The following is an 18,213-nucleotide window of genomic DNA, read 5'->3' as shown; positions in this document are numbered from 1 at the left end:
ATCGGATGGGGGACGGTCGTTACGTATGGCCAGGGAATTCCAACGCGGCCACAAGGCCAAGATCAGCGATCTTACCGCGGGAACGGATCTGTATGTGGGAGTTCGGATCTCGGCTCCGGGACTGACCTTCGACATCAGTTGCTTCGGCCTCGACGCCGATGAACGGCTCTCGGACGACCGTTACTTCGTCTTTTTCAACCAGCCCAAGTCGCCCGAGGAGGCGATCCGACTCCTGGGCCCGCAGGCGGGCGACACCGAATCCTTCAGAGTGACGCTGGACCGCATTCCCGGGCACATCCAGAAGCTCTCCTTCACCGCGACGATCGACGGTGCCGGGCAGATGTCCCAACTCGACCCCGGTTATCTGCGGATCGTCGCCGGGGGCGAGGAAGTCGCCCGTTACGCGTTCGACGGCTCTGAGTTCACCACCGAGCGGGCCGTGATGCTCGGCGACATCTACCTCAAGGACGTCTGGCGTTTCGCGGCGGTCGGGCAGGGCTTCGACGGCGGGCTGGAGGCGCTGCTGAAGAACTTCGGCGGCGAGGTCCTGGAGGAGGAGCCCGCGCCCACGGCCCCCGCCCCCGCCCCCGGTCCCGCGCCGGGCTTCGCCCCGCCCGCGGGACCGGCGCCGGGCTTCGCCCCGCCCGCGGGACCGGCGCCGGGCTTCGCTCCACCCGCGGCCCCCGCGCCGCAGGCCCCCGCGCCCGCACCCGTCCCCCCTCCGGCACCGGCGACGCCTCCCGCACCGGCGACGCCTTCGGCTCCCGCCCCGGCCTTCGGACAGCCCACCCCGCCCCCCTACGGAGGCGGGCCGGGCATGCCCACCCAGCCGGGCTTCCCCGGGCAGGCGGCTCCGCCCGGCCCACCGCCGGCTCCCGCGCCGATGCCCCCGGCGCCCACCGTCCCCGGCCAACCCCTGCCCAACCCCTTCGGGCAGCCGCAGGCCCCGCAGCAGCCCTTCGGCCCACCCCACCAGCAGCCCTTCGGACAGATCCCCGGCCAGGCGGTGCCCCAGGGCCCCGCGGCCGGAATCGGCGTCGCGCTGCAGAAGTACCGGGAGGCGCCCACCGGCCAGCGCTGGACGCTGCAGAACGCCTCGCTCATCCGGGCCGACCTCGGCCACGACGGTCAACCCGTCCTCGCCCGTCAGGGCAGCATGGTGCTGTACCAGGGCAAGATCGACTTCTCCTACAAGGGCGCCGGGCTCGCCGGTCGGATCGTGGGCAACGCCACCGGCCAGGAGCTGCAACTGATGCGTTGCAGCGGTCGCGGCCAGGTGTTCTTCGCCGAGAACGCCGCCCACGTCCACCCCATCGAACTCCAGGGCGACGCCGTCTGCGTCTCCGCCGAGAACGTCCTGGCCTTCGACGAGACCCTCCAGTACGAGGTCCGCCGGATCGAGGGCCACGGCATTCCCGGCGGTGCGCTGTTCACCATGCAGTTCCAGGGCACCGGCACCGTCGTGGTCAAGACGCAGGGCACCCCGGTCGTCCTGCCCGTGACGCCGACCACCTTCGCCGACTGCCAGGCCGTCGTCGCCTGGTCCGCCGGCGCCCAGGTGATCATCTCCAGCCAGGTCCGACTGCGCCGCAACGCCTACCCGGGACACAGCGGCGAGACCGTGAACCTCCAGTTCCGCGGCGCGCCCGGAAACTTCATCGTCGTCCAGCCCTACGAGGTCTGAGGGAGCCCGCAATGAACCAGCCAGTGATCTCGGGCCACGCCCCGACCCCGCCCGCCGCCCGCATGGAGAACCATGGCGCGCACATGGTGAAGATCGCCATGGCCACCGGCCAGGACGTCTTCGCCCGCACGGGATCGATGATCGCCTACGAGGGATTCGTCCAGTACGAACCCAACCCGCCGGCCGTCCGTCAGATGGCCTCGCAGTGGCTCACCGGCGAGGGCGCCCCGCTGATGAGGTGCAGCGGCGACGGGCTGCTCTACCTCGCCGACTACGGGGCCGACGTCGTCTGCCTCAACCTCGACAACGAGGCCATCTCCGTCAACGGCACCAACCTCCTCGCCTTCGACGCCCACCTCCAGTGGGGCGTCGAGCGCGTCAAGGGGCTGGCGAAGTTCGCCGGACAGGGCCTGTTCAACGTCGGGATCTCCGGTACCGGCTGGGTCGCCCTCACCTCCCGCGGCACGCCCATCGTGGTGGACTGCGGACGCGGTGAGGACGAGACCTACGTCGACCCCGACGCCCTCGTCGCCTGGTCGACCGGTCTGAGGATGAAGAGCAAGCGGACCATGAAGGCGAGCGCGCTGATCGGCCGCGGCAGCGGAGAGGCGTACCAGATCGCCTTCTCCGGACAGGGGTTCGTCGTCGTACAGCCCAGCGAGGACAGCACCGACCGGCTGCGCGTCCGGGGCTGAGGGGGAAGGAAGACATGCAGAGTCCGCTCTTCGGCCACACCGAGGTCCAGACCCAGGACCGCTACGCCCTGCAGAACCCACAACTGCTGCGGGTCCGACTCGACGGCCAGGACGATGTGCTCGCCCGCAAGGGCGCGATGGTGGCCTACCAGGGGTTGCTGGAGTTCGACGGCGAGTACCAGTCGCGCGAACAGCGCCGCAGGCGCGCGAGGACCGGCGAGAACCTGGAGCTGATGCGCTGCTCCGGGCAGGGCACGGTCTACCTGGCGAACCTCGCCCAGTACGTCCACATCATGGACGTGGAGCCGGAAGGACTGACGGTCGACAGCTCCTACGTCCTGGCCCTCGACTCCTCCCTGCACTGGGAGGTGATCGCGGTGGACAGCCAGTTCGGCATCTCCGGCTCCGGCGCGTACAACCTCAACATCACCGGGCAGGGCAAGGTCGCCCTGATGACGTCCGGCCTGCCGCTGGCCCTCCAGGTCACCCCGGACAGGTACGTCAACGCCGACTCCGACGCGGTGGTCGCCTGGTCCGGCTCACTGCGGGTGCAGATGCAGGCCCAGACCAGCTCCCAGAGCGTGTTCCGGCGGCGCGGCACCACGGGAGAGGGCTGGGAGCTGAGCTTCATGGGCCAGGGGTACGCCCTCGTCCAGCCCAGTGAGCTGCTTCCCCCGCAGAACGCGGTGAGCGGTCAGGGGCTGCGCGCGCAGTACGGCGTGCACGGCCAGAACCAGAACAACCGCTGGGGCTGACCAGGGCGCGTGGGCCGCACCCACGCGCCCTGCCTCACAGCAGTGCGCGGGTGCGGTCCACCAGCCGTACGACGGAGTCGTCGGCCACGGACGCCACCTCGTCGTAGGCGAACCAGCCGAGCTCCAACGACTCCTCGCCGACGACCTCCGACACCCCCTCGGGCGCCAGGACGGCGTACTGCACGTCCAGGTGCCAGGCGCAGGGCGTCAGATGCCGGTCCAGCCGTACAGGGCCGCCCGGCAGCAGGGTGAGCCCGGCGATGCCCGACTCCTCGGTCGCCTCCCGCAGGGCGGCGCCGGCGAGCGTGGTGTCGCCGGGTTCGCAGTGTCCGCCCGTCTGGAGCCACATCCGCAGTTTGCGGTGGTGGGTGAGGAGCACCCGGCCGCGGCGAGGGTCCACCACGAGCGCGCTCGCGGTGACGTGGCCGTCCGCGCAGGACCTCCACATCCCGTCCGGACGGGCGGCCAGGTGATCGCCGTACGCCAGGCGCAGCGCGTTCTGCGCCTCGTCGGGCGCGGACCACTCCCGGAGGACCCGCACCGCGTCCCCGTGCAGGCTCACCGGGCGCCGCCGTCGCCGCCGTTCTCGTCCTCCGCGTCGGTGTTCCCCGAGTCGGCGTCCCCGCGGCCCTCTTCGCGCTTCTCGCCGTCCTCGCCCTTGCGGAGCAGCCCCTCCAGCTCCGAGAAGTCGAGCTGCTCGCGGTGGACGAAGCCGTCGGGGTCGTCGAGGTCCTGGGCGGTCGGCAGCATGTCCGGGTGGGCCCACAGCCCGTCGCGGCCGTCCAGCCCGCGGGCGTCGGTGAGCGAGGCCCACAGCCGGGAGGCGTCCCGCAGCCGCCGGGGCCGCAGCTCCAGGCCGATCAGCGTGGCGAAGGTCTGCTCGGCCGGCCCGCCGGAGGCACGGCGGCGGCGCAGCGTCTCGCGCAGCGCGGACGCGGACGGCAGGTGCGGTTCGGCGGCGGCGTGCACCACCGCGTCCACCCAGCCCTCGACCAGGGCGAGCGCCGTCTCCAGCCGGGCCAGGGCCGCCTTCTGCTCGGGGGTGTCCTCCGGCTGGAACATGCCGTGCTGCAGCGCCTCCTGAAGCTCCTCGGGGCGCGTCGGGTCGAGCTGCCCGACGAGGTCCTCCAGCCTGGCGGTGTCCACCTTGATGCCGCGGGCGTACCCCTCGACCGCGCCGAACAGGTGGGAGCGCAGCCACGGCACGTGGGCGAACAGCCGCTGGTGCGCCGCCTCGCGCAGCGCCAGGTACAGCCGCACCTCCTCCAGGGGGACGCCCAGGTCCTTGCCGAAGGCCGTGATGTTGATCGGCAGCAGCGCCGCCTTGCCCTTGGGGCCCAGCGGCAGGCCGACGTCGGTGGAACCGACGACCTCGCCGGCCAGCACGCCCAGCGCCTGCCCGATCTGGGTGCCGAACATCGCGCCGCCCATGGAACGCATCATCCCGAGCAGCGGGCCCGCCATGGAGCGCATCTCCTCGGGCAGCACGTCGCCCATGGCCGCCCCGACCCGCTCGGCGAGCGGGTCCACCAGGTCCTTCCACACCGGAAGGGTGGCCTCCACCCACTCGGCGCGGCTCCAGGCGACCGCCGAGCCGGCTCCGGAGGGCAGCGAGGTCACTCCGTCCAGCCAGAGGTCGGCCAGCCGCAGGGCCTCCTCCACCTCGCGGCGCTCCCGCGAGCCGACGCTGGCGTCCTTGACGCCGTCCTTGGTGCCCGCGGAGACGGTCTGCCGGGCGATCTCCTTGGCCATGTCCCAGTTGACCGGCCCGCCCTCGTAGCTGAGCATCCGGCCGATGCGCTGGAACGCGGCGCCCAAGTCGTTCGGGTCGAGGCCGCCGGGGCCGCCGAACGAACCGAACATCGCCGCGAACGGGTTCTCGGCGCCGCCCTGTCCGCCGCCGAACCCGAAGGGGTCCGGTCCCTGACCGCCCTTCTTCCGGCCGTCGTCGCCCTCCTCCGGCTCCTCGGGCGGAAGGCCGAATCCGAATGGGATGTCACTCACGGGGTTCCTCGGATCTGGTGGATGGGACGGTGGGATGGTGTGCGAAGTGGTGGGCTTTACGTCCAGCCTAGACACCTCTCGTGCAGGATGGACCCTGCGCACGTCGTACCAGAGACAACCGCGGGAGAAACCCGGTGAGTTCCCAGGAACCAAACGTTCGCGGTCCGCGTAACGGAGCCGCGCGGCCCACCGTCGCGGTCACCGGCGCCGCGTCCGGGGTGGGCGCGCTGCTCACCGAGCGGCTGGTGGCCTCGCCGGAGGTGGGCCGGGTGGTCGCCCTCGACGAGCGTCGCGGGGACGTGGAGGGCGCCCAGTGGCATGTCCTGGACGTACGGGACCCGGCCATCGCCGACCGGCTGCGCGGTGACGGCGACCCGGTGGACGTCGTGGTGCACCTCGCCCTCGACCTCGATCTGGAGACCGACCCCACCGCCCGTACCGCCTACAACGTGCGCGGCACCCAGACCGTGCTGACCGCGGCCGCCGCCGCGGGGGTCCGCCGGGTCGTGCTGTGCACCTCGGCGATGGTCTACGGCGCGCTGCCCGACAACGACGTGCCGCTGGCCGAGGACGCCGATCTGAGGGCGACCGCCGAGGCCACGGGCGTCGGCGATCTGCTGGAGATCGAACGGCTCGCCAAACGCGCCCCCCGCGCGCACCCCGGCCTGAACGTCACCGTGGTGCGCCCCACCGTCCTCGTCGGCGGTACGGACACCGCCCTGACCCGCTACTTCGAGTCACCGCGTCTGCTGGTCGTGGCCGGTTCCCGGCCGTGCTGGCAGTTCTGCCACGTCGAGGACCTGGCCAGTGCCCTGGAGTACGCGGCGCTGGAGAAGGTGGACGGCGAGCTGGCGGTCGGCTGCGACGGCTGGCTGGAGCAGGAGGAGGTCGAGGAGCTGTCCGGCATCCGCCGCATGGAGCTGCCCCCGTCCGTCGCGCTGGGCGCGGCCTCCCGACTGCACCGCCTGGGCCTCACGCCCTCCCCGGCCGGCGATCTGGCGTACACCATGCACCCCTGGGTGGTCAGCGGCTCCCGACTGCACGAGGCGGGCTGGCGGCCGAAGTGGACCAACGAGGAGGTGCTGGCCGAGCTGCTGGAGGAGGTCGCGGGCCGGCACACGGTCGCCGGACGCCGCCTGGGCCGCAAGGACGCCACCACCCTCGGGGCCGCGGGCGCGACCGTGGCCCTGGTGGGCACCGCCGCCCTGGTACGCCGAGCGCGCAAGGCACGCCGCCGCGTGTGACGCGGGACACGCCGTCGACGGGGTGGTGGCGAACCGTCCCTGCGAGGCCGGCTCCGTACGGCACCATGGCCTCATGGCACAGACGTACGACCACCCCGGTGAGCGGGCGGCGCCCGATCCGATCCGCCTCCTCGCGATCCGCGACACGCCGCTCTCCGTGGACGAGGTCTTCGCGGCCGTCGGCGACGCCGCCGCGGGCGGCACCGCACTGTTCGTCGGCACCGTGCGCGACCACGACGGCGGTGCCGACGTGGCCCGACTCGGCTACTCCTCGCACCCCACGGCCGAGGCCGAGCTGCGGCGCGTCGCCGAGAAGGTGGCCGCCGACTTCCCCGTACGGGCGCTCGCCGCGGTCCACCGTGTGGGGGACCTGGCGATCGGTGACCTGGCCGTGGTCGTCGCCGTCTCCTGCGCGCACCGGGCCGAGGCGTTCGACGCGTGTCGCCGCCTGATCGACGACCTGAAGCACCAGGTGCCGATCTGGAAGCACCAGACCTTCGCGGACGGCACCGAAGAATGGGTCGGCGCGTAGCGCCGTCCTTTCGGGGGTGGTGGTCGGGTGACGGGAGGGTGGGTCGGCGCGTAGCGCCGTCCTTTCGGGGGTGGTGGTCGGGTGACGGGAGGGCGGGTCGGCGCGTAGCGCCGTCCCACCGTCCGGGAGGAGTCCGGGGCGTTCGAGCGGGTGTGCCGTGTCCCGGTGGGGAATGCCGGGGCGGTTGTCGGGAACAGTCCACGCAAGGTCGGCGCCGAGGAGCGGACGTCCTCCGGTTGCGGAACCGCGTCCCGACCGGAACCGTTGGTCCTTCCGGGGTCCAGTCTGCTCATAGGCCGGTCTGGCGCATTCGAGGGATCGGGAGGTCACTGTGGCGGCACTCGCCTGGTTGCTGATTCCGTTCGCCGCCGCGGTGGGGGCGGCCGTGTGGGCCGTGTGGGTCTCACGGAAACCCAGCGGCTTCGGCGACGCCGAGGGCGTCGCGGGCTACGAGGCCTTCCGCGCCGCCATGGAACGCCCCCATGACCACGGGCGCGGGCGGCAGGAGGGGCAGGAGGCGGACGCCGACTCCCGGCCCGCCGCCGCCGCGCAGTGACGTGTGGGCCTCGGACGGACGGGCCCCACGGCCGACCGGGGCCCGGTTCCCGTACTGTCGTGGCATGCCACGCCGGACCGCGACGATGCTCACCTCCACCCTGCTGCTCATAGCCGTGCTCTGCGCCGGTGTCCTGATCAGGGTTCCGTACGCAGAGATGTCCCCGGGCCCCACCGTCAACACGCTCGGTGAACACAACGGCGAACCGGTGCTGAACATCGAGGGCAGAAAGACGTACGAGGCTTCCGGCAACCTCAACATGACTACCGTCCGGGTCACCGGCGCCGACTACCGGATGAACCTGGTGGAGGCCCTCTACGGCTGGCTGGCGGACGACAGCGCCGTCGTCCCGCACGCCACCCTGTACCCGGACGACAAGTCCGCGGAGGAGGTGCGGGAGGAGAACGCCGAGGAGTTCAGCCAGTCCCTGGAGAGCGCCAAGGTCGCGGCCCTGAGGGAACTGGGGATTCCGGTCGGCGAGCGGGTGGTCGTCGCCTCCGTGATCAAGGGCGGGCCGGCCCAGGGCCGGCTCCACGCCGGGGACGTGATCGAGGCCGTGGACGGCGAGCCGGTGAAGGAACCGGGCGACGTCGCCCGGCTGGTGACCGAGCACGACCCCGGCGAGGACGTCGTCTTCACCGTCATCCCGGCCAAGCGGGCCGAGGCGGCCGAGAAGAGGGGCGAGGAGCCCACCGGAGGCCGTGAGGTCACCGTCCCGACGATCGCGGCCGACGACGACAAGCGGGCGATCGTCGGCATCCAGGCGGGGCTCGACCACACCTTCCCGTTCGAGATCGACATCAAGCTCGCCGACGTCGGCGGCCCCAGCGCCGGTCTGATGTTCGCCCTCGGCATCGTGGACAAGCTCACCGAGGGCGACCTCACCGGCGGCGAGTTCGTGGCCGGCACGGGCACCATCGACGGGGAGGGCGAGGTCGGGCCGATCGGCGGCATCCGGATGAAGACCATCGCCGCCCGCGACAAGGGCGCCGAGTACTTCCTCACCCCCGAGGCCAACTGCGCCGGCGCGCTCCGCGACGTTCCCGACGGCCTGACCCTGGTGAAGGTCGGCACGATCGACGACGCGCTGGCCGCCCTGGAGGACATCCGGGAGGGGAACGAGGCCGACCTGCCGCGCTGTACGGCAGGCTGACCCGTCCCGTCCTGTTCCGTCCGGTTGTGTATGCGGCCCGAGGCCGTCCGCCCGACCCTCCGCGGGCGCGGCCGGCGGGTGATCGGCCGGCGGCCGCGGTCGGCGACCGGCAGGTGAGCAGCCGACCACAGCCGGCGACCGGCCGGTGGTTCAGTCGGAGAAGGTGGCGGCGAGCGCCTCCGTGAGCCCCGGCACCAGGTCCGGGCCGGTCAGCACCTCGGTCGGCGAGTCCTTCTCGCGCAGCCGCAGCGCCGACTCGCGGGCGCCGTCCCGCAGCACCGCCACGGTCATCCGCACCTCCTGGCGGTCGGGGTGCTCGGCCACCCACCGCGCCAGTTTCTCCTCGGCACCCTCCTCCTGGAGGTCCTCGGGGACGGACGCCTCCGCCGACGGGGGCAGCATCAGCCGCTCCACCGTCATCGCGCACCCGGCGACCGCGTCGGGCCAGGCGACGGTGCCGAGGAACTCGTCGAGGGGGACTCCGGCGGGCAGCTCGTCCTGCTCGACCGGGGTGAGAGAGGCCGGGGCGGGGGCGTCGGCGCCCTCGCCGTCGAGTCCGAGCTGTTCGGCCAGGGCGGGCTCCTCGGCGCGCAGCCGGTCGGTGTCGACCAGGGCGAACAGGCGGGCGGGCTGGTCCCAGCCCAGGCCGGCGACGTACTCGTCGATCTCGAGCACGGCACGGGTCAGTGGGTTGGCGGCGAGAGGTGTGCCGTCGATGGGGAGGTTGTTCATCCTCATATCGTGCCGTCGAACACCCCGGGACCGGGAACTGGGTAAAGCTTGAGTAAGTTGCATGGGTGGGGCCCTAGCATTTCGGGTCCAGTTTCATCCGCTGCGAATCTTCGAGGTGCGCACCTTGGCTTTCCAGATGCCGGACCGGGGCTCAGGCGGGCCCACCGGACCACGGATCAGTGTCGGCAGGCCCTCCAGGCGCGCCAAGACCCTGCTCATGACAGCGGGCGTGCTCGCCGTTCTGGCCATGCTCTTCGTCATGTTCGCGGGGTTCTGGACCGACTGGCTGTGGTATCGATCGGTCCGCTATACCACCGTGTTCACCACCACCCTGTGGACCAGGATCGGCATGTTCGCCGTCTTCGGTCTGCTGATGGCCGCGGCCGTGGGCTTCAACATCTGGTTGGCCCACCGCCTCAGGCCTCCGCTCAGCGCGATGTCGCTGGAGCAACAGAGCCTGGACCGGTACCGGATGAGCATCGCGCCCTACAAGAAGTGGGTGCTTCTCGGGGTCACCGCGCTGGTCGGGCTGATCGCCGGCGCCTCCGCCGCCGGCCAGTGGCGCACCTGGCTGATGTGGGTGAACGGTGTCCCCTTCGGCACCACGGACCCCCAGTTCGGCAAGGACGTCTCGTTCTACGCGTTCGACCTCCCCTGGTACCGCTTCCTGTTGAGCTTCGGGTTCGCGGCCACCGTGCTCTCGCTGCTGGCCGCGGCGCTGGTGCACTACCTCTACGGAGGGCTGCGGGTCACCACCCCGGGTGCCCGGGCGACGTCCCAGGCCACCGGTCACCTCTCGGTGCTGTTCGGGATCTTCGTCGCGCTCAAGGCGGTGGCCTACTGGCTCGACCGCTACGGTCTGGCCGTGAAGTCCGGTGACTTCAAGGCGACCGAGAACTGGACGGGTCTGCGGTTCGTCGACGCCAACGCCTACCTCCCGGCGAAGACGATCCTGTTCTTCATCGCCGTCATCTGCGCGGTGCTCTTCTTCGCCACCCTGTGGCGGCGGACCTGGCAGCTTCCGGTGATCGGTTTCGGCCTGATGGTCCTCTCGGCGATCCTGATCGGCGGGCTCTATCCGGCGATCGTGCAGAACTTCCAGGTCAAGCCGAACGAGCAGGCCAAGGAAGCGCCGTACATCGAGAAGAACATCAAGGCGACCCGCGAGGCCTACGACATCGACGACGCCAAGGTCTCGAACTACTCGGGTGAGAGCGAGGCGAGCAACGAGGAGCTGCGGCAGGCGGCGAACACCACCGCCAGCATCCGCCTGCTCGACCCCAACGTCGTCTCGCCCAGCTACCAGCAGCTCCAGCAGGTGCGCAGCTACTACCAGTTCCCGGCCACCCTGGACGTGGACCGGTACACCAACGAGGACGGCGAGGAGCAGGACACCGTCGTCGGTCTGCGCGAGATCAACATCAACGGCATCACCGAGCGGAACTGGATCAACGACCACTTCAAGTACACCCACGGCTTCGGCATGGTGGCCGGCAAGGGCACCGAGGTGGCGTCGAACGGCGTGCCCGACTTCGTGGAGAAGGACCTCCCGCCGGAGGGAGAGCTCGGCGAGTACGAGCCGCGGGTCTACTACGGCGAGAAGACCACGCAGTACTCCATCGTCGGCGGTCCGCAGAAGGAACTGGACTACATCTCCGGCAACGAGGAGAAGACGTACAGCTACAAGGGCGACGGCGGGGTGAACCTGTCCAACCCGCTCAACCGCGCGGCGTACGCCGTGACCTTCAACGAGCCGCAGATCCTGTACTCGGGCGCGATCGGCGAGGGTTCGCAGATCCTGTACAACCGCACGCCCAAGGAGCGCGTCGAGGCGGTGGCCCCCTGGCTGACGATCGACGGCGACCCGTACCCGGCGGTGGTGGGCGACCGCATCCAGTGGATCGTCGACGCCTACACCACGACGAACCAGTACCCGTACTCGTCCCGCACGACCCTGGGCGAGACCACGGCCGACGCGCTGACCGACGGCCAGCGTTCGGTCATCGCCCAGCAGAACCGGGTCAACTACATCCGCAACTCGGTCAAGGCGACGGTGGACGCCTACTCGGGCGAGGTGAAGCTGTACCAGTGGGACACCAAGGACCCGGTGTTGAAGACCTGGATGAAGGCCTTCCCGGGGACGGTGGAGCCGAGGAGCGAGATCAGCGATGAGCTGATGGACCACCTCCGGTACCCGCAGGACCTGTTCAAGGTCCAGCGCGAGCTGCTGACGCGCTACCACGTCACCAGCGCGAGCCAGTTCTACAGCGGCAGTGAGCGCTGGCAGGTGCCGGACGACCCGACGCACAAGGGCAACGCGGTTCCGCCGTACTACCTCAGCATGAAGATGCCCGACCAGGAGGAGCAGACCTTCTCCCTGACGACGACCTTCAACCCCAGTGGTCGCGAGACGCTGGGCGCCTTCATGGCGGTCAACGCGGACACCCGCAGCGACGACTACGGGACGATCAGGATCCTCAAGCTGCCGTCCAACACCACGGTGTCCGGCCCGCAGCAGGTGCAGAGCCGGTTCAACTCCGACACCGAGATCGCGAACGAGATCAACATCCTCCAGCGCGGCGACTCGGAGATCGAGTACGGAAATCTGCTCACCGTGCCCCTGGAGGGCGGCCTGCTCTACGTCGAGCCGGTCTACGTCCGAGGCGCGGGCACCAACTACCCGCTGCTGCGGAAGGTGTTGGTCACCTACGGCGAGAAGACGGCGTTCGAGAACACCCTCGACGAGGCTCTGGACGCGGTCTTCGGAGTGGACGACGGCGCGTCGGAGGAGGAGCGCGGCGAGGAGCCGCCGGCCGAGGAGGACGCCACGACGCCGCCTCCGTCCGAGGACTCGACGGTGCAGGAGGCCCTGAGGGACGCCCAAGAGGCGTTCGAGGCGGGCCAGAAGGCGCTGAGCGAGCAGGACTGGCAGGCGTACGGGCAGGCCCAGGAGGACCTGGAGGACGCCCTGCGGCGGGCCGAGGACGCCGAACAGGCGGCGGGCGGCGACGGGAAGAACTCCGACGCCGGCGACAATGGCAACAGCAAGGGACGCAAGGAAGAGTGAACCGGTGGTGAGCGAGCACCTCCCGCGCCGTGCTAAGGTTGTGAACACAACGGCGCGGGGTGGAGCAGCTCGGTAGCTCGCTGGGCTCATAACCCAGAGGTCGCAGGTTCAAATCCTGTCCCCGCTACTAGGAGAAACGGGCCCGGAGTCACTGACTCCGGGCCCGTTTTTCGTATGTCAGGAGAGTGGGAACAGGGCGCATGACAGCGCTCCGTGTTTGGGTGGTAGCCGTATCGGGAAGTCGACAAAACGCCGAAGTGACTTCCCTGGCGGCTGTATACCAGGTGTACGCGGGGTACGGGTGGTGCGACGATGGGCCTCATGGGGGACAAGGCAAGGTTTGAGGGAGTGGGTGGTGGTGTGAGCGGAGCCGCCCCCCACGACATCGACGCCATCAGCGCGCTCGGCGCCCGGCTGCTGCGCCGGGGCGATCTGGAGGGCGCCGAACCGCACCTGCGCGCCGCCAGTGCCGCCGGGGACCGAGCCGCCGCGAACAACCTGGGCGTCCTGCTCCACCAGCGCGGCCGGGTCGAGGAGGCCGCGGGCTGGTGGCGCGTCGCCGCCGTCGCCGGATCGGCCGCGGCGGCCCACTCCCTGGGACGCCACCACCGCGAGCGCGGCGACGAGGCAGCCGCCGAGTACTGGCTGCGGCAGTCCGCGGAGTCGGGGCACCCCCTCGGTGCGTACGCCCTGGCCGACCTGCTGGAACACCGAGGTGAGGACGGGGCCGAGGAGTGGTTCCGCGCCGCCGCCGAGCGGGGGCACCGGGAGGCGGCCTACCGCGTCGCGCAGATTCTGATGAGGCGACGACCGCCGGCCACCGCCCAGGCCGAGCAGTGGTACCGCCAGGCCGCGGCGCGCGGTCACGGCCGCGCCGCGCTGCGTCTGGGCACGCTCCTGGAGGAGCGGGGCGAGACGCAGGAGGCGGCCCGTTGGTACCTGACGGCGGCCAAGGAGGGCGAGACGCGCGCCGCCTGCGCGCTGGGTTTCCTGCTGCGCGACGCGGGCGACACCGAGAGCGCCGCCGAGTGGTGGCGCCGCGCCGCCCAGGACGGTGACGGCAACGCGGCCAACGCGCTGGGCGCACTGCACGCCGAGCGCGGCGAGCGGCAGTCCGCCGAGCGCTGGTACCGCGTGGCGCTGGAGGCGGGCGACATCAACGGAGCCTTCAACCTCGGGCTGCTGTGCGCCGCCCAGGGGCGATCCGCGCAGGCGGAGCAGTGGTACCGGCGAGCCGCCTACGCGGGGCACCGGGAGGCGGCCAACGCGCTCGCCGTCCTGCTGCTCCAGCGCGGCGACGCGGAGGGCGCCGAGCCCTGGTTCTCCAAGGCCGCCGAGGTGGGGAGCGTGGACGCCGCGTTCAACCTCGGCATCATCCACGCGAGCCGCGGCGAGGAGGGAACCGCCCGACAGTGGTACGAGCAGGCCGCGGCGGCCGGCCACACCGAGGCCGCGCTCCAGGTGGGCATCGCCCTGCTGCGCGAGGGCGACACGCACACCGCCGAGCGGCACCTGCGCCGTGCGGCGGGCGGCGGCAGCGTGGAGGGCGCCTTCCACCTCGCGGCGCTGCTGGAGCGCCAGGCGCCGACGAGCACCGTCGACGCACACGGTCCGCCCGAGTACGAGGAGTGGTACGAGCGGGCCGCCGAACAGGGGCACCGGCGCGCGCAGGTCCGGCTGGGCATGTGCGCGGCGGCGCGTGGCGACGTGGTCCGGGCCGCGCACTGGTACCGGACGGCCGCGGAGGCGGGCAGCCGCAACGGAGCCTTCAACCTCGGGCTGCTGCTGGCCCGTGAGGGCAGCGAGCCGGAGGCCGCGCTGTGGTGGACCCGCGCCGCCGAGGCGGGCCACGGTCGCGCCGCCCTGCGCCTGGCGCTGCTGAGCGCCCGGCGCGGCGACCTGACGGCGGGCCGCCACTGGTGCGCCCGCGCGGTCGAGTTGGGGCCGCCGGAGGTCGCCGAGCGCGCGGCCCGGCTGAGCGAGGCCCTCCACGAGGAGCTGTCCGCCTGAGCGCGGCGGCTCCTCGCGCCCCGTTTGGCGGAGCCGGCATCCGGCCTGCTCCCGTGGGGTGGGCGGCACCCGTCCGCACTCGGAGGACACGATTTGCGCTGCTCGGGGGAGTGGGGTTACTGTTGAGCCACAACGACGCGGGGTGGAGCAGCTCGGTAGCTCGCTGGGCTCATAACCCAGAGGTCGCAGGTTCAAATCCTGTCCCCGCTACTGATACGGCGGTGGCCCGGATCCCAGGATCCGGGCCACCGCTGCTTTTGCGTTCACGGCTCCGTGACCGGCGCGCGGGGTGATCGGTCCGACGGCGATCGGTGTGATCTACCCGACATCCCCCGGACGTTCCATGTCCGGTGGGCGCGTCGAGATGGGCACGGGCGCCCCGTGCCCACGGGGTGCCCGTGCGCGAAGAGACAGAAGAGAGAGGCGGAGGGGCGCCGACGGGAACCGCCGACGCTTCGGGCGCGCGGCTCAGCCGGCGGACGCGCAGGAGGGGCAGATCCCCCGGTAGGTGACCGTGGCCTCGGAGAGGGTGAAACCGAAGCGCTCCTCTTCGGGGAGCAGGGCGAGCGGGTCGCCCGAGGGGCGGACGTCCCGGATCACGCCGCACCGCGAGCAGACCAGGTGCTGGTGGGTGTGGTGGGCGTTCGGGTCGTACCGCTTGGCCCGGCCGTCCGTGCTGACCTCGATGACCTCGCCGAGCGAGACCAGTTCGCCGAGGGTGTTGTAGACGGTGGCGCGGGAGATCTCCGGAAGCCGCTCGACCGCGCGCGCGTGCACCTCGTCCGCGGTGTAGTGGACATGCTCGCCGTCGAGGACCTCGGCGACGACTCGCCGTTGGGCGGTCAGACGCCAGCCACGATCCCGAAGACGTTGAAGCAGGTCACTCATGGTCCCACTTTAGCAAGTGCGTCTCCACGGCCGGATTCCGTACGGCCCTCAGTGTCTTCTTGACTTGGATAATGTCCAATGTAAGATCGCGTTCAGTCTGAGCCGCGAGGAGCAGGACGGCTCGGGGGAGGCGCACGTGAGCGTGCGGAGAGAGGCCGACGGGCCGTCGGGAACTCCCACCGGGCCGGCGAGACCACGGCAGGCGGCCAAAGGCCGCGATCAAGGCCCTGCGCGGCCGACGCCCCTGCCGTCGGCGGTGGGTGCCCCCACCGACCGCCGCGATCCCGGAGGGACCGGACGCCACTGGGCTCCGGTCCCTCCGGCGTGTCCGGGTGCGCCGGAGGGGGCGGAGCGGAGGGGACGTCAGGCCGCCGCGCCGGACGAGGCGGCCTCGCGCTCGTGTGCGGACGACCAGCAGCGGACGATGTCGCGGACCGACACCACTCCCACCGGTTCGCGGTCGTCGAGCACGATCAGGTGGCGGAAGCCGCCGTGCGTCATGGCCCGCGCGGCGTTCTCCAAGGTCCATTCGGGGGCGGCGAAGACCACGTCGGTGGTGGTGTGCAGGTGCGCCGGCTCCCGGTCGGGGTCCTGGCCGGCGCCCACGGCGTCGAGGACGTCGCGTTCGGTGAGGATGCCGATGCCGCAGGTGTCGGGGTCGAGGACGACGGCCGCGCCGACCCGACGGGCGGACATCAGCCGGGCGGCCTGGCGGAGGGTGTGGTCGGGGCCGATGGTGAGGATCACCGTGCTCATGGCGTCACGGACGAGGGTGGGCATGACGGCGGTGCCACCTCCTTGGAGGAATCCCCCCACGAGAAGGGATTCACAAGGTCACAAGCGGGGGGATTCTCATGTTCACATGCCGCCTGAACCCCAACAAGGGGCGTATGGAGCCAAGTTGGCCGAGCGGCGCCCACCGCGCCGGTCCTGCGGTGCGCCCGCGCACGGGCGCACCCGGCACCCCTACCCGCCCAGATAGGCGAGCAGATCCTCGTGCAGCAGCCCGTTGGAGGCCGCCGCGTCCCCGCTGTGCGGGCCCTCACGGCCGTCCAGGCCGGTGAAGGTGCCCCCGGCCTCCTGCACGATGACCGCGTTCGCCGCCATGTCCCACAGGGACAGCTCCGGCTCCGCGCACATGTCCACCGATCCCTCGGCGACCATCATGTACGACCAGAAGTCGCCGTAGCCGCGCGTCCGCCAGCAGTCCCGGGACAGGTCGAGGAAGCCGCCCAGCCTGCCGCGTTCCTCCCAGCCGGTGAGGGAGGAGTACGCGAACGACGCGTCCTGGACGCGGCTCACCCGCGAGACCGACAGCCGGGTCGCCGAGGACAGGCTGCGGCCGGTGTACGCGCCCAGCCCTGCCGCCGCCCACCAGCGCCGGTTCAGGGCGGGGGCCGACACCACGCCGACCACCGGACGGTCGCCGCCCTCGCCCCGCTCCATCAGGGCGATCAGCGTGGCCCAGACGGGCACGCCCCGCACGTAGTTCTTGGTGCCGTCGATCGGGTCCACCACCCAGCGACGCGGCCCGTGCCCCTCGCTGCCGAACTCCTCGCCCAGCACCGCGTCACGCGGCCGTGCTCGCTGCAGGGAGGTGCGGATCAACTCCTCGGCGGCCTTGTCCGCCTCGCTCACCGGCGTCATGTCGGGTTTGGTCTCGACCTTGAGGTCGAGGGCCTTGAACCGCTCCATCGTCGTGGCGTCCGCGGTGTCGGCCAGCACATGGGCGAGGCGCAGGTCATCGTGGTAGTCGGGCATGACGGAACAGTATCCAGCGGGCGCGGAGACCGGCCACAGGGGAGTGGCCAACCGAGTGGCCGCCCGCCGTACCGGTGGGTTCCGCGCCGGTCAGTCCCCCTCGTGGCGCTCCCGCGTGGCCAGCAGGCGGCGTAGGGAGTGCAGGCGCGCGGGATCGGCGTGGCCGTCGGCGACCCAGTCGTCCAGGGCGCAGTCCGGTTCGTCGTGGCCGCAGGCGCGCGGACAGTCCACCGTGCCCGGCTCCAGATCGGGGAAGGCGTGGATCACCCGGGACGGGTCGATGTGGTTCAGACCGAAGGACCGCACGCCCGGGGTGTCGATCACCCACCCCCCGTCCTCCGGCGGCGGGAACGACGCCTCCCCGGGCAACGGCAGGGCCAGGGCCGAGGTGGTGGTGTGGCGGCCGCGTCCGGTCACCGCGTTGACCTGCCCCGTGGCCCGCCGGTGCTCCGGGACGAGCGCGTTGACCAGGGTGGTCTTGCCGACGCCGGAGTGGCCCACGAAGGCGGTGATCCGCCCCAGCAGCATCGTGCGGACCCGCTCGGCGCCGCCGTCGGCCAGCTCCTCGCGGCTGGTCACCACGTGGCGCACCCCGAGCGGGGCGTACGTCTCCAGCAGCGGATCGGCCGGGGCCAGGTCGGCCTTGGTGAGCACCAACAGCGGTTCCAGACCCGCGTCGTAGGCGGCGACCAGGCAGCGGTCGATCAACCGGGGACGCGGCTCGGGGTCGGCGAGCGCGGTGACGATGGCGAGCTGGTCGGCGTTGGCGACGACGACCCGCTCGTAGGGGTCGTTGTCGTCGGCCGTGCGGCGCAGCACCGAGGAGCGCTCCTCGACCCGCACGATCCGCGCCAGGGTGTCCTTCGCCCCCGACAGATCGCCGACGAGTGCCACCCGGTCGCCGACCACCACGCCCTTGCGTCCCAGCTCACGGGCCTTCATGGCGATGATCGTGCGGTCCTCGACCAGACAGGTGATCCGCCCCCGGTCGACGGTGAGGACGAAGCCCTCGGCAGCGTCCTCGTGCTTGGGACGGATGTGGGTGCGCGGCCTGCTGCCCCGGCGGCTGGGGCGGACCCTGACATCGTCCTCGTCGGTGTGCTTGCCGTAGCGACGCATGACGGCCGGCCTC

Annotated in this window: 16 protein-coding genes and 2 tRNA genes; 11 read left to right on the top strand and 7 right to left on the bottom strand. The window is 71.7% G+C overall.

Features of this window, described 5'->3' with window-relative positions; translation table 11 throughout:
• Positions 1 to 25 precede the first annotated feature (25 nt).
• Genes IF47_RS0101400 through IF47_RS0101390 form a run of 3 tightly spaced genes read left to right on the top strand, consistent with a single transcriptional unit; the run spans position 26 to position 3,134 of the window.
• Positions 26 to 1,684 carry a TerD family protein gene (locus tag IF47_RS0101400; protein ID WP_031506024.1) on the top strand — a complete coding sequence of 553 codons (1,659 nt, stop codon included), beginning with the start codon at positions 26 to 28 and terminating at the stop codon, positions 1,682 to 1,684.
• Positions 1,685 to 1,695: 11 nt separating this feature from the next.
• A complete protein-coding gene (locus IF47_RS0101395) occupies positions 1,696 to 2,379 on the top strand; it encodes an AIM24 family protein (protein WP_031506023.1) in 684 nt (227 codons plus the stop codon).
• 14 nt (positions 2,380 to 2,393) lie between these two features.
• The gene (locus IF47_RS0101390) at positions 2,394 to 3,134 is read left to right on the top strand and encodes an AIM24 family protein (RefSeq protein ID WP_031506022.1); all 741 of its coding nucleotides are present in this window, start codon (positions 2,394 to 2,396) and stop codon (positions 3,132 to 3,134) included.
• Positions 3,135 to 3,168: 34 nt separating this feature from the next.
• Here IF47_RS0101390 and IF47_RS0101385 read toward each other — a convergent pair whose 3' ends face one another.
• Complete coding sequence (locus tag IF47_RS0101385; protein WP_031506020.1) at positions 3,169 to 3,696, bottom strand: NUDIX hydrolase; 528 nt, start codon at positions 3,694 to 3,696, stop codon at positions 3,169 to 3,171.
• Complete coding sequence (locus IF47_RS0101380; protein ID WP_031506019.1) at positions 3,693 to 5,138, bottom strand: zinc-dependent metalloprotease; 1,446 nt, start codon at positions 5,136 to 5,138, stop codon at positions 3,693 to 3,695. The genes IF47_RS0101385 and IF47_RS0101380 overlap by 4 nt, the downstream gene beginning before the upstream one ends.
• 134 nt (positions 5,139 to 5,272) lie before the next feature.
• Here IF47_RS0101380 and IF47_RS0101375 point away from each other — a divergent pair, with 134 nt between their 5' ends.
• The 4 genes from IF47_RS0101375 (at position 5,273) to IF47_RS0101360 (ending at position 8,623) form a co-directional block, all read left to right on the top strand.
• The gene (locus IF47_RS0101375) at positions 5,273 to 6,382 is read left to right on the top strand and encodes an SDR family oxidoreductase (RefSeq protein WP_031506018.1); all 1,110 of its coding nucleotides are present in this window, start codon (positions 5,273 to 5,275) and stop codon (positions 6,380 to 6,382) included.
• Positions 6,383 to 6,455: 73 nt separating this feature from the next.
• The gene (locus IF47_RS0101370) at positions 6,456 to 6,914 is read left to right on the top strand and encodes a molybdenum cofactor biosynthesis protein MoaE (RefSeq protein WP_031506017.1); all 459 of its coding nucleotides are present in this window, start codon (positions 6,456 to 6,458) and stop codon (positions 6,912 to 6,914) included.
• A 331-nt stretch (positions 6,915 to 7,245) separates the two neighbouring features.
• On the top strand, positions 7,246 to 7,470 hold the full coding sequence (locus IF47_RS0101365) for a hypothetical protein (RefSeq protein WP_031506016.1): 225 nt from the start codon (positions 7,246 to 7,248) through the stop codon (positions 7,468 to 7,470).
• Positions 7,471 to 7,534: 64 nt separating this feature from the next.
• Positions 7,535 to 8,623 (top strand): YlbL family protein, encoded by a 1,089-nt coding sequence (locus IF47_RS0101360; protein ID WP_037731689.1) that lies wholly within the window; start codon positions 7,535 to 7,537, stop codon positions 8,621 to 8,623.
• 150 nt (positions 8,624 to 8,773) lie between these two features.
• Here the strand turns inward: IF47_RS0101360 and IF47_RS0101355 are convergent, their stop codons facing one another.
• Entirely contained in the window at positions 8,774 to 9,355 is a 582-nt protein-coding gene (locus IF47_RS0101355) for a PPA1309 family protein (RefSeq protein WP_031506014.1), read from the bottom strand.
• 136 nt (positions 9,356 to 9,491) lie between these two features.
• Between IF47_RS0101355 and IF47_RS0101350 the strand changes: the two genes are divergently transcribed.
• The 4 genes from IF47_RS0101350 (at position 9,492) to IF47_RS0101335 (ending at position 14,642) form a co-directional block, all read left to right on the top strand.
• Positions 9,492 to 12,422: a UPF0182 family membrane protein gene (locus IF47_RS0101350; protein ID WP_031506012.1), complete on the top strand. Its 2,931-nt coding sequence runs from the start codon at positions 9,492 to 9,494 to the stop codon at positions 12,420 to 12,422.
• Positions 12,423 to 12,475: 53 nt separating this feature from the next.
• Positions 12,476 to 12,549 (top strand) — tRNA-Met (locus IF47_RS0101345).
• A gap of 194 nt (positions 12,550 to 12,743) precedes the next feature.
• Positions 12,744 to 14,432 (top strand): SEL1-like repeat protein, encoded by a 1,689-nt coding sequence (locus IF47_RS0101340; protein ID WP_051716815.1) that lies wholly within the window; start codon positions 12,744 to 12,746, stop codon positions 14,430 to 14,432.
• Between the two features lie 136 nt (positions 14,433 to 14,568).
• Positions 14,569 to 14,642: transfer RNA gene (locus tag IF47_RS0101335), tRNA-Met, on the top strand.
• 258 nt (positions 14,643 to 14,900) lie between these two features.
• Here the strand turns inward: IF47_RS0101335 and IF47_RS0101330 are convergent.
• The 4 genes from IF47_RS0101330 to rsgA form a co-directional block, all read right to left on the bottom strand.
• A complete protein-coding gene (locus IF47_RS0101330) occupies positions 14,901 to 15,320 on the bottom strand; it encodes a Fur family transcriptional regulator (RefSeq protein ID WP_031506009.1) in 420 nt (139 codons plus the stop codon).
• A gap of 363 nt (positions 15,321 to 15,683) precedes the next feature.
• Positions 15,684 to 16,100 carry a CBS domain-containing protein gene (locus tag IF47_RS0101325; RefSeq protein WP_031506007.1) on the bottom strand — a complete coding sequence of 139 codons (417 nt, stop codon included), beginning with the start codon at positions 16,098 to 16,100 and terminating at the stop codon, positions 15,684 to 15,686.
• Between the two features lie 186 nt (positions 16,101 to 16,286).
• On the bottom strand, positions 16,287 to 17,081 hold the full coding sequence (gene hisN, locus IF47_RS0101320) for a histidinol-phosphatase (protein WP_031506006.1): 795 nt from the start codon (positions 17,079 to 17,081) through the stop codon (positions 16,287 to 16,289).
• A 90-nt stretch (positions 17,082 to 17,171) separates the two neighbouring features.
• Positions 17,172 to 18,200, bottom strand: coding sequence for a ribosome small subunit-dependent GTPase A (gene rsgA, locus IF47_RS0101315; protein ID WP_031506004.1), 1,029 nt, complete (start codon positions 18,198 to 18,200; stop codon positions 17,172 to 17,174).
• Positions 18,201 to 18,213 lie beyond the last annotated feature (13 nt).

It is taken from the genome of Streptomyces megasporus (assembly GCF_000718985.1).
Lineage (GTDB): Bacteria > Actinomycetota > Actinomycetes > Streptomycetales > Streptomycetaceae > Streptomyces > Streptomyces megasporus.
This window is presented reverse-complemented; position numbering and strand designations above follow the sequence as displayed.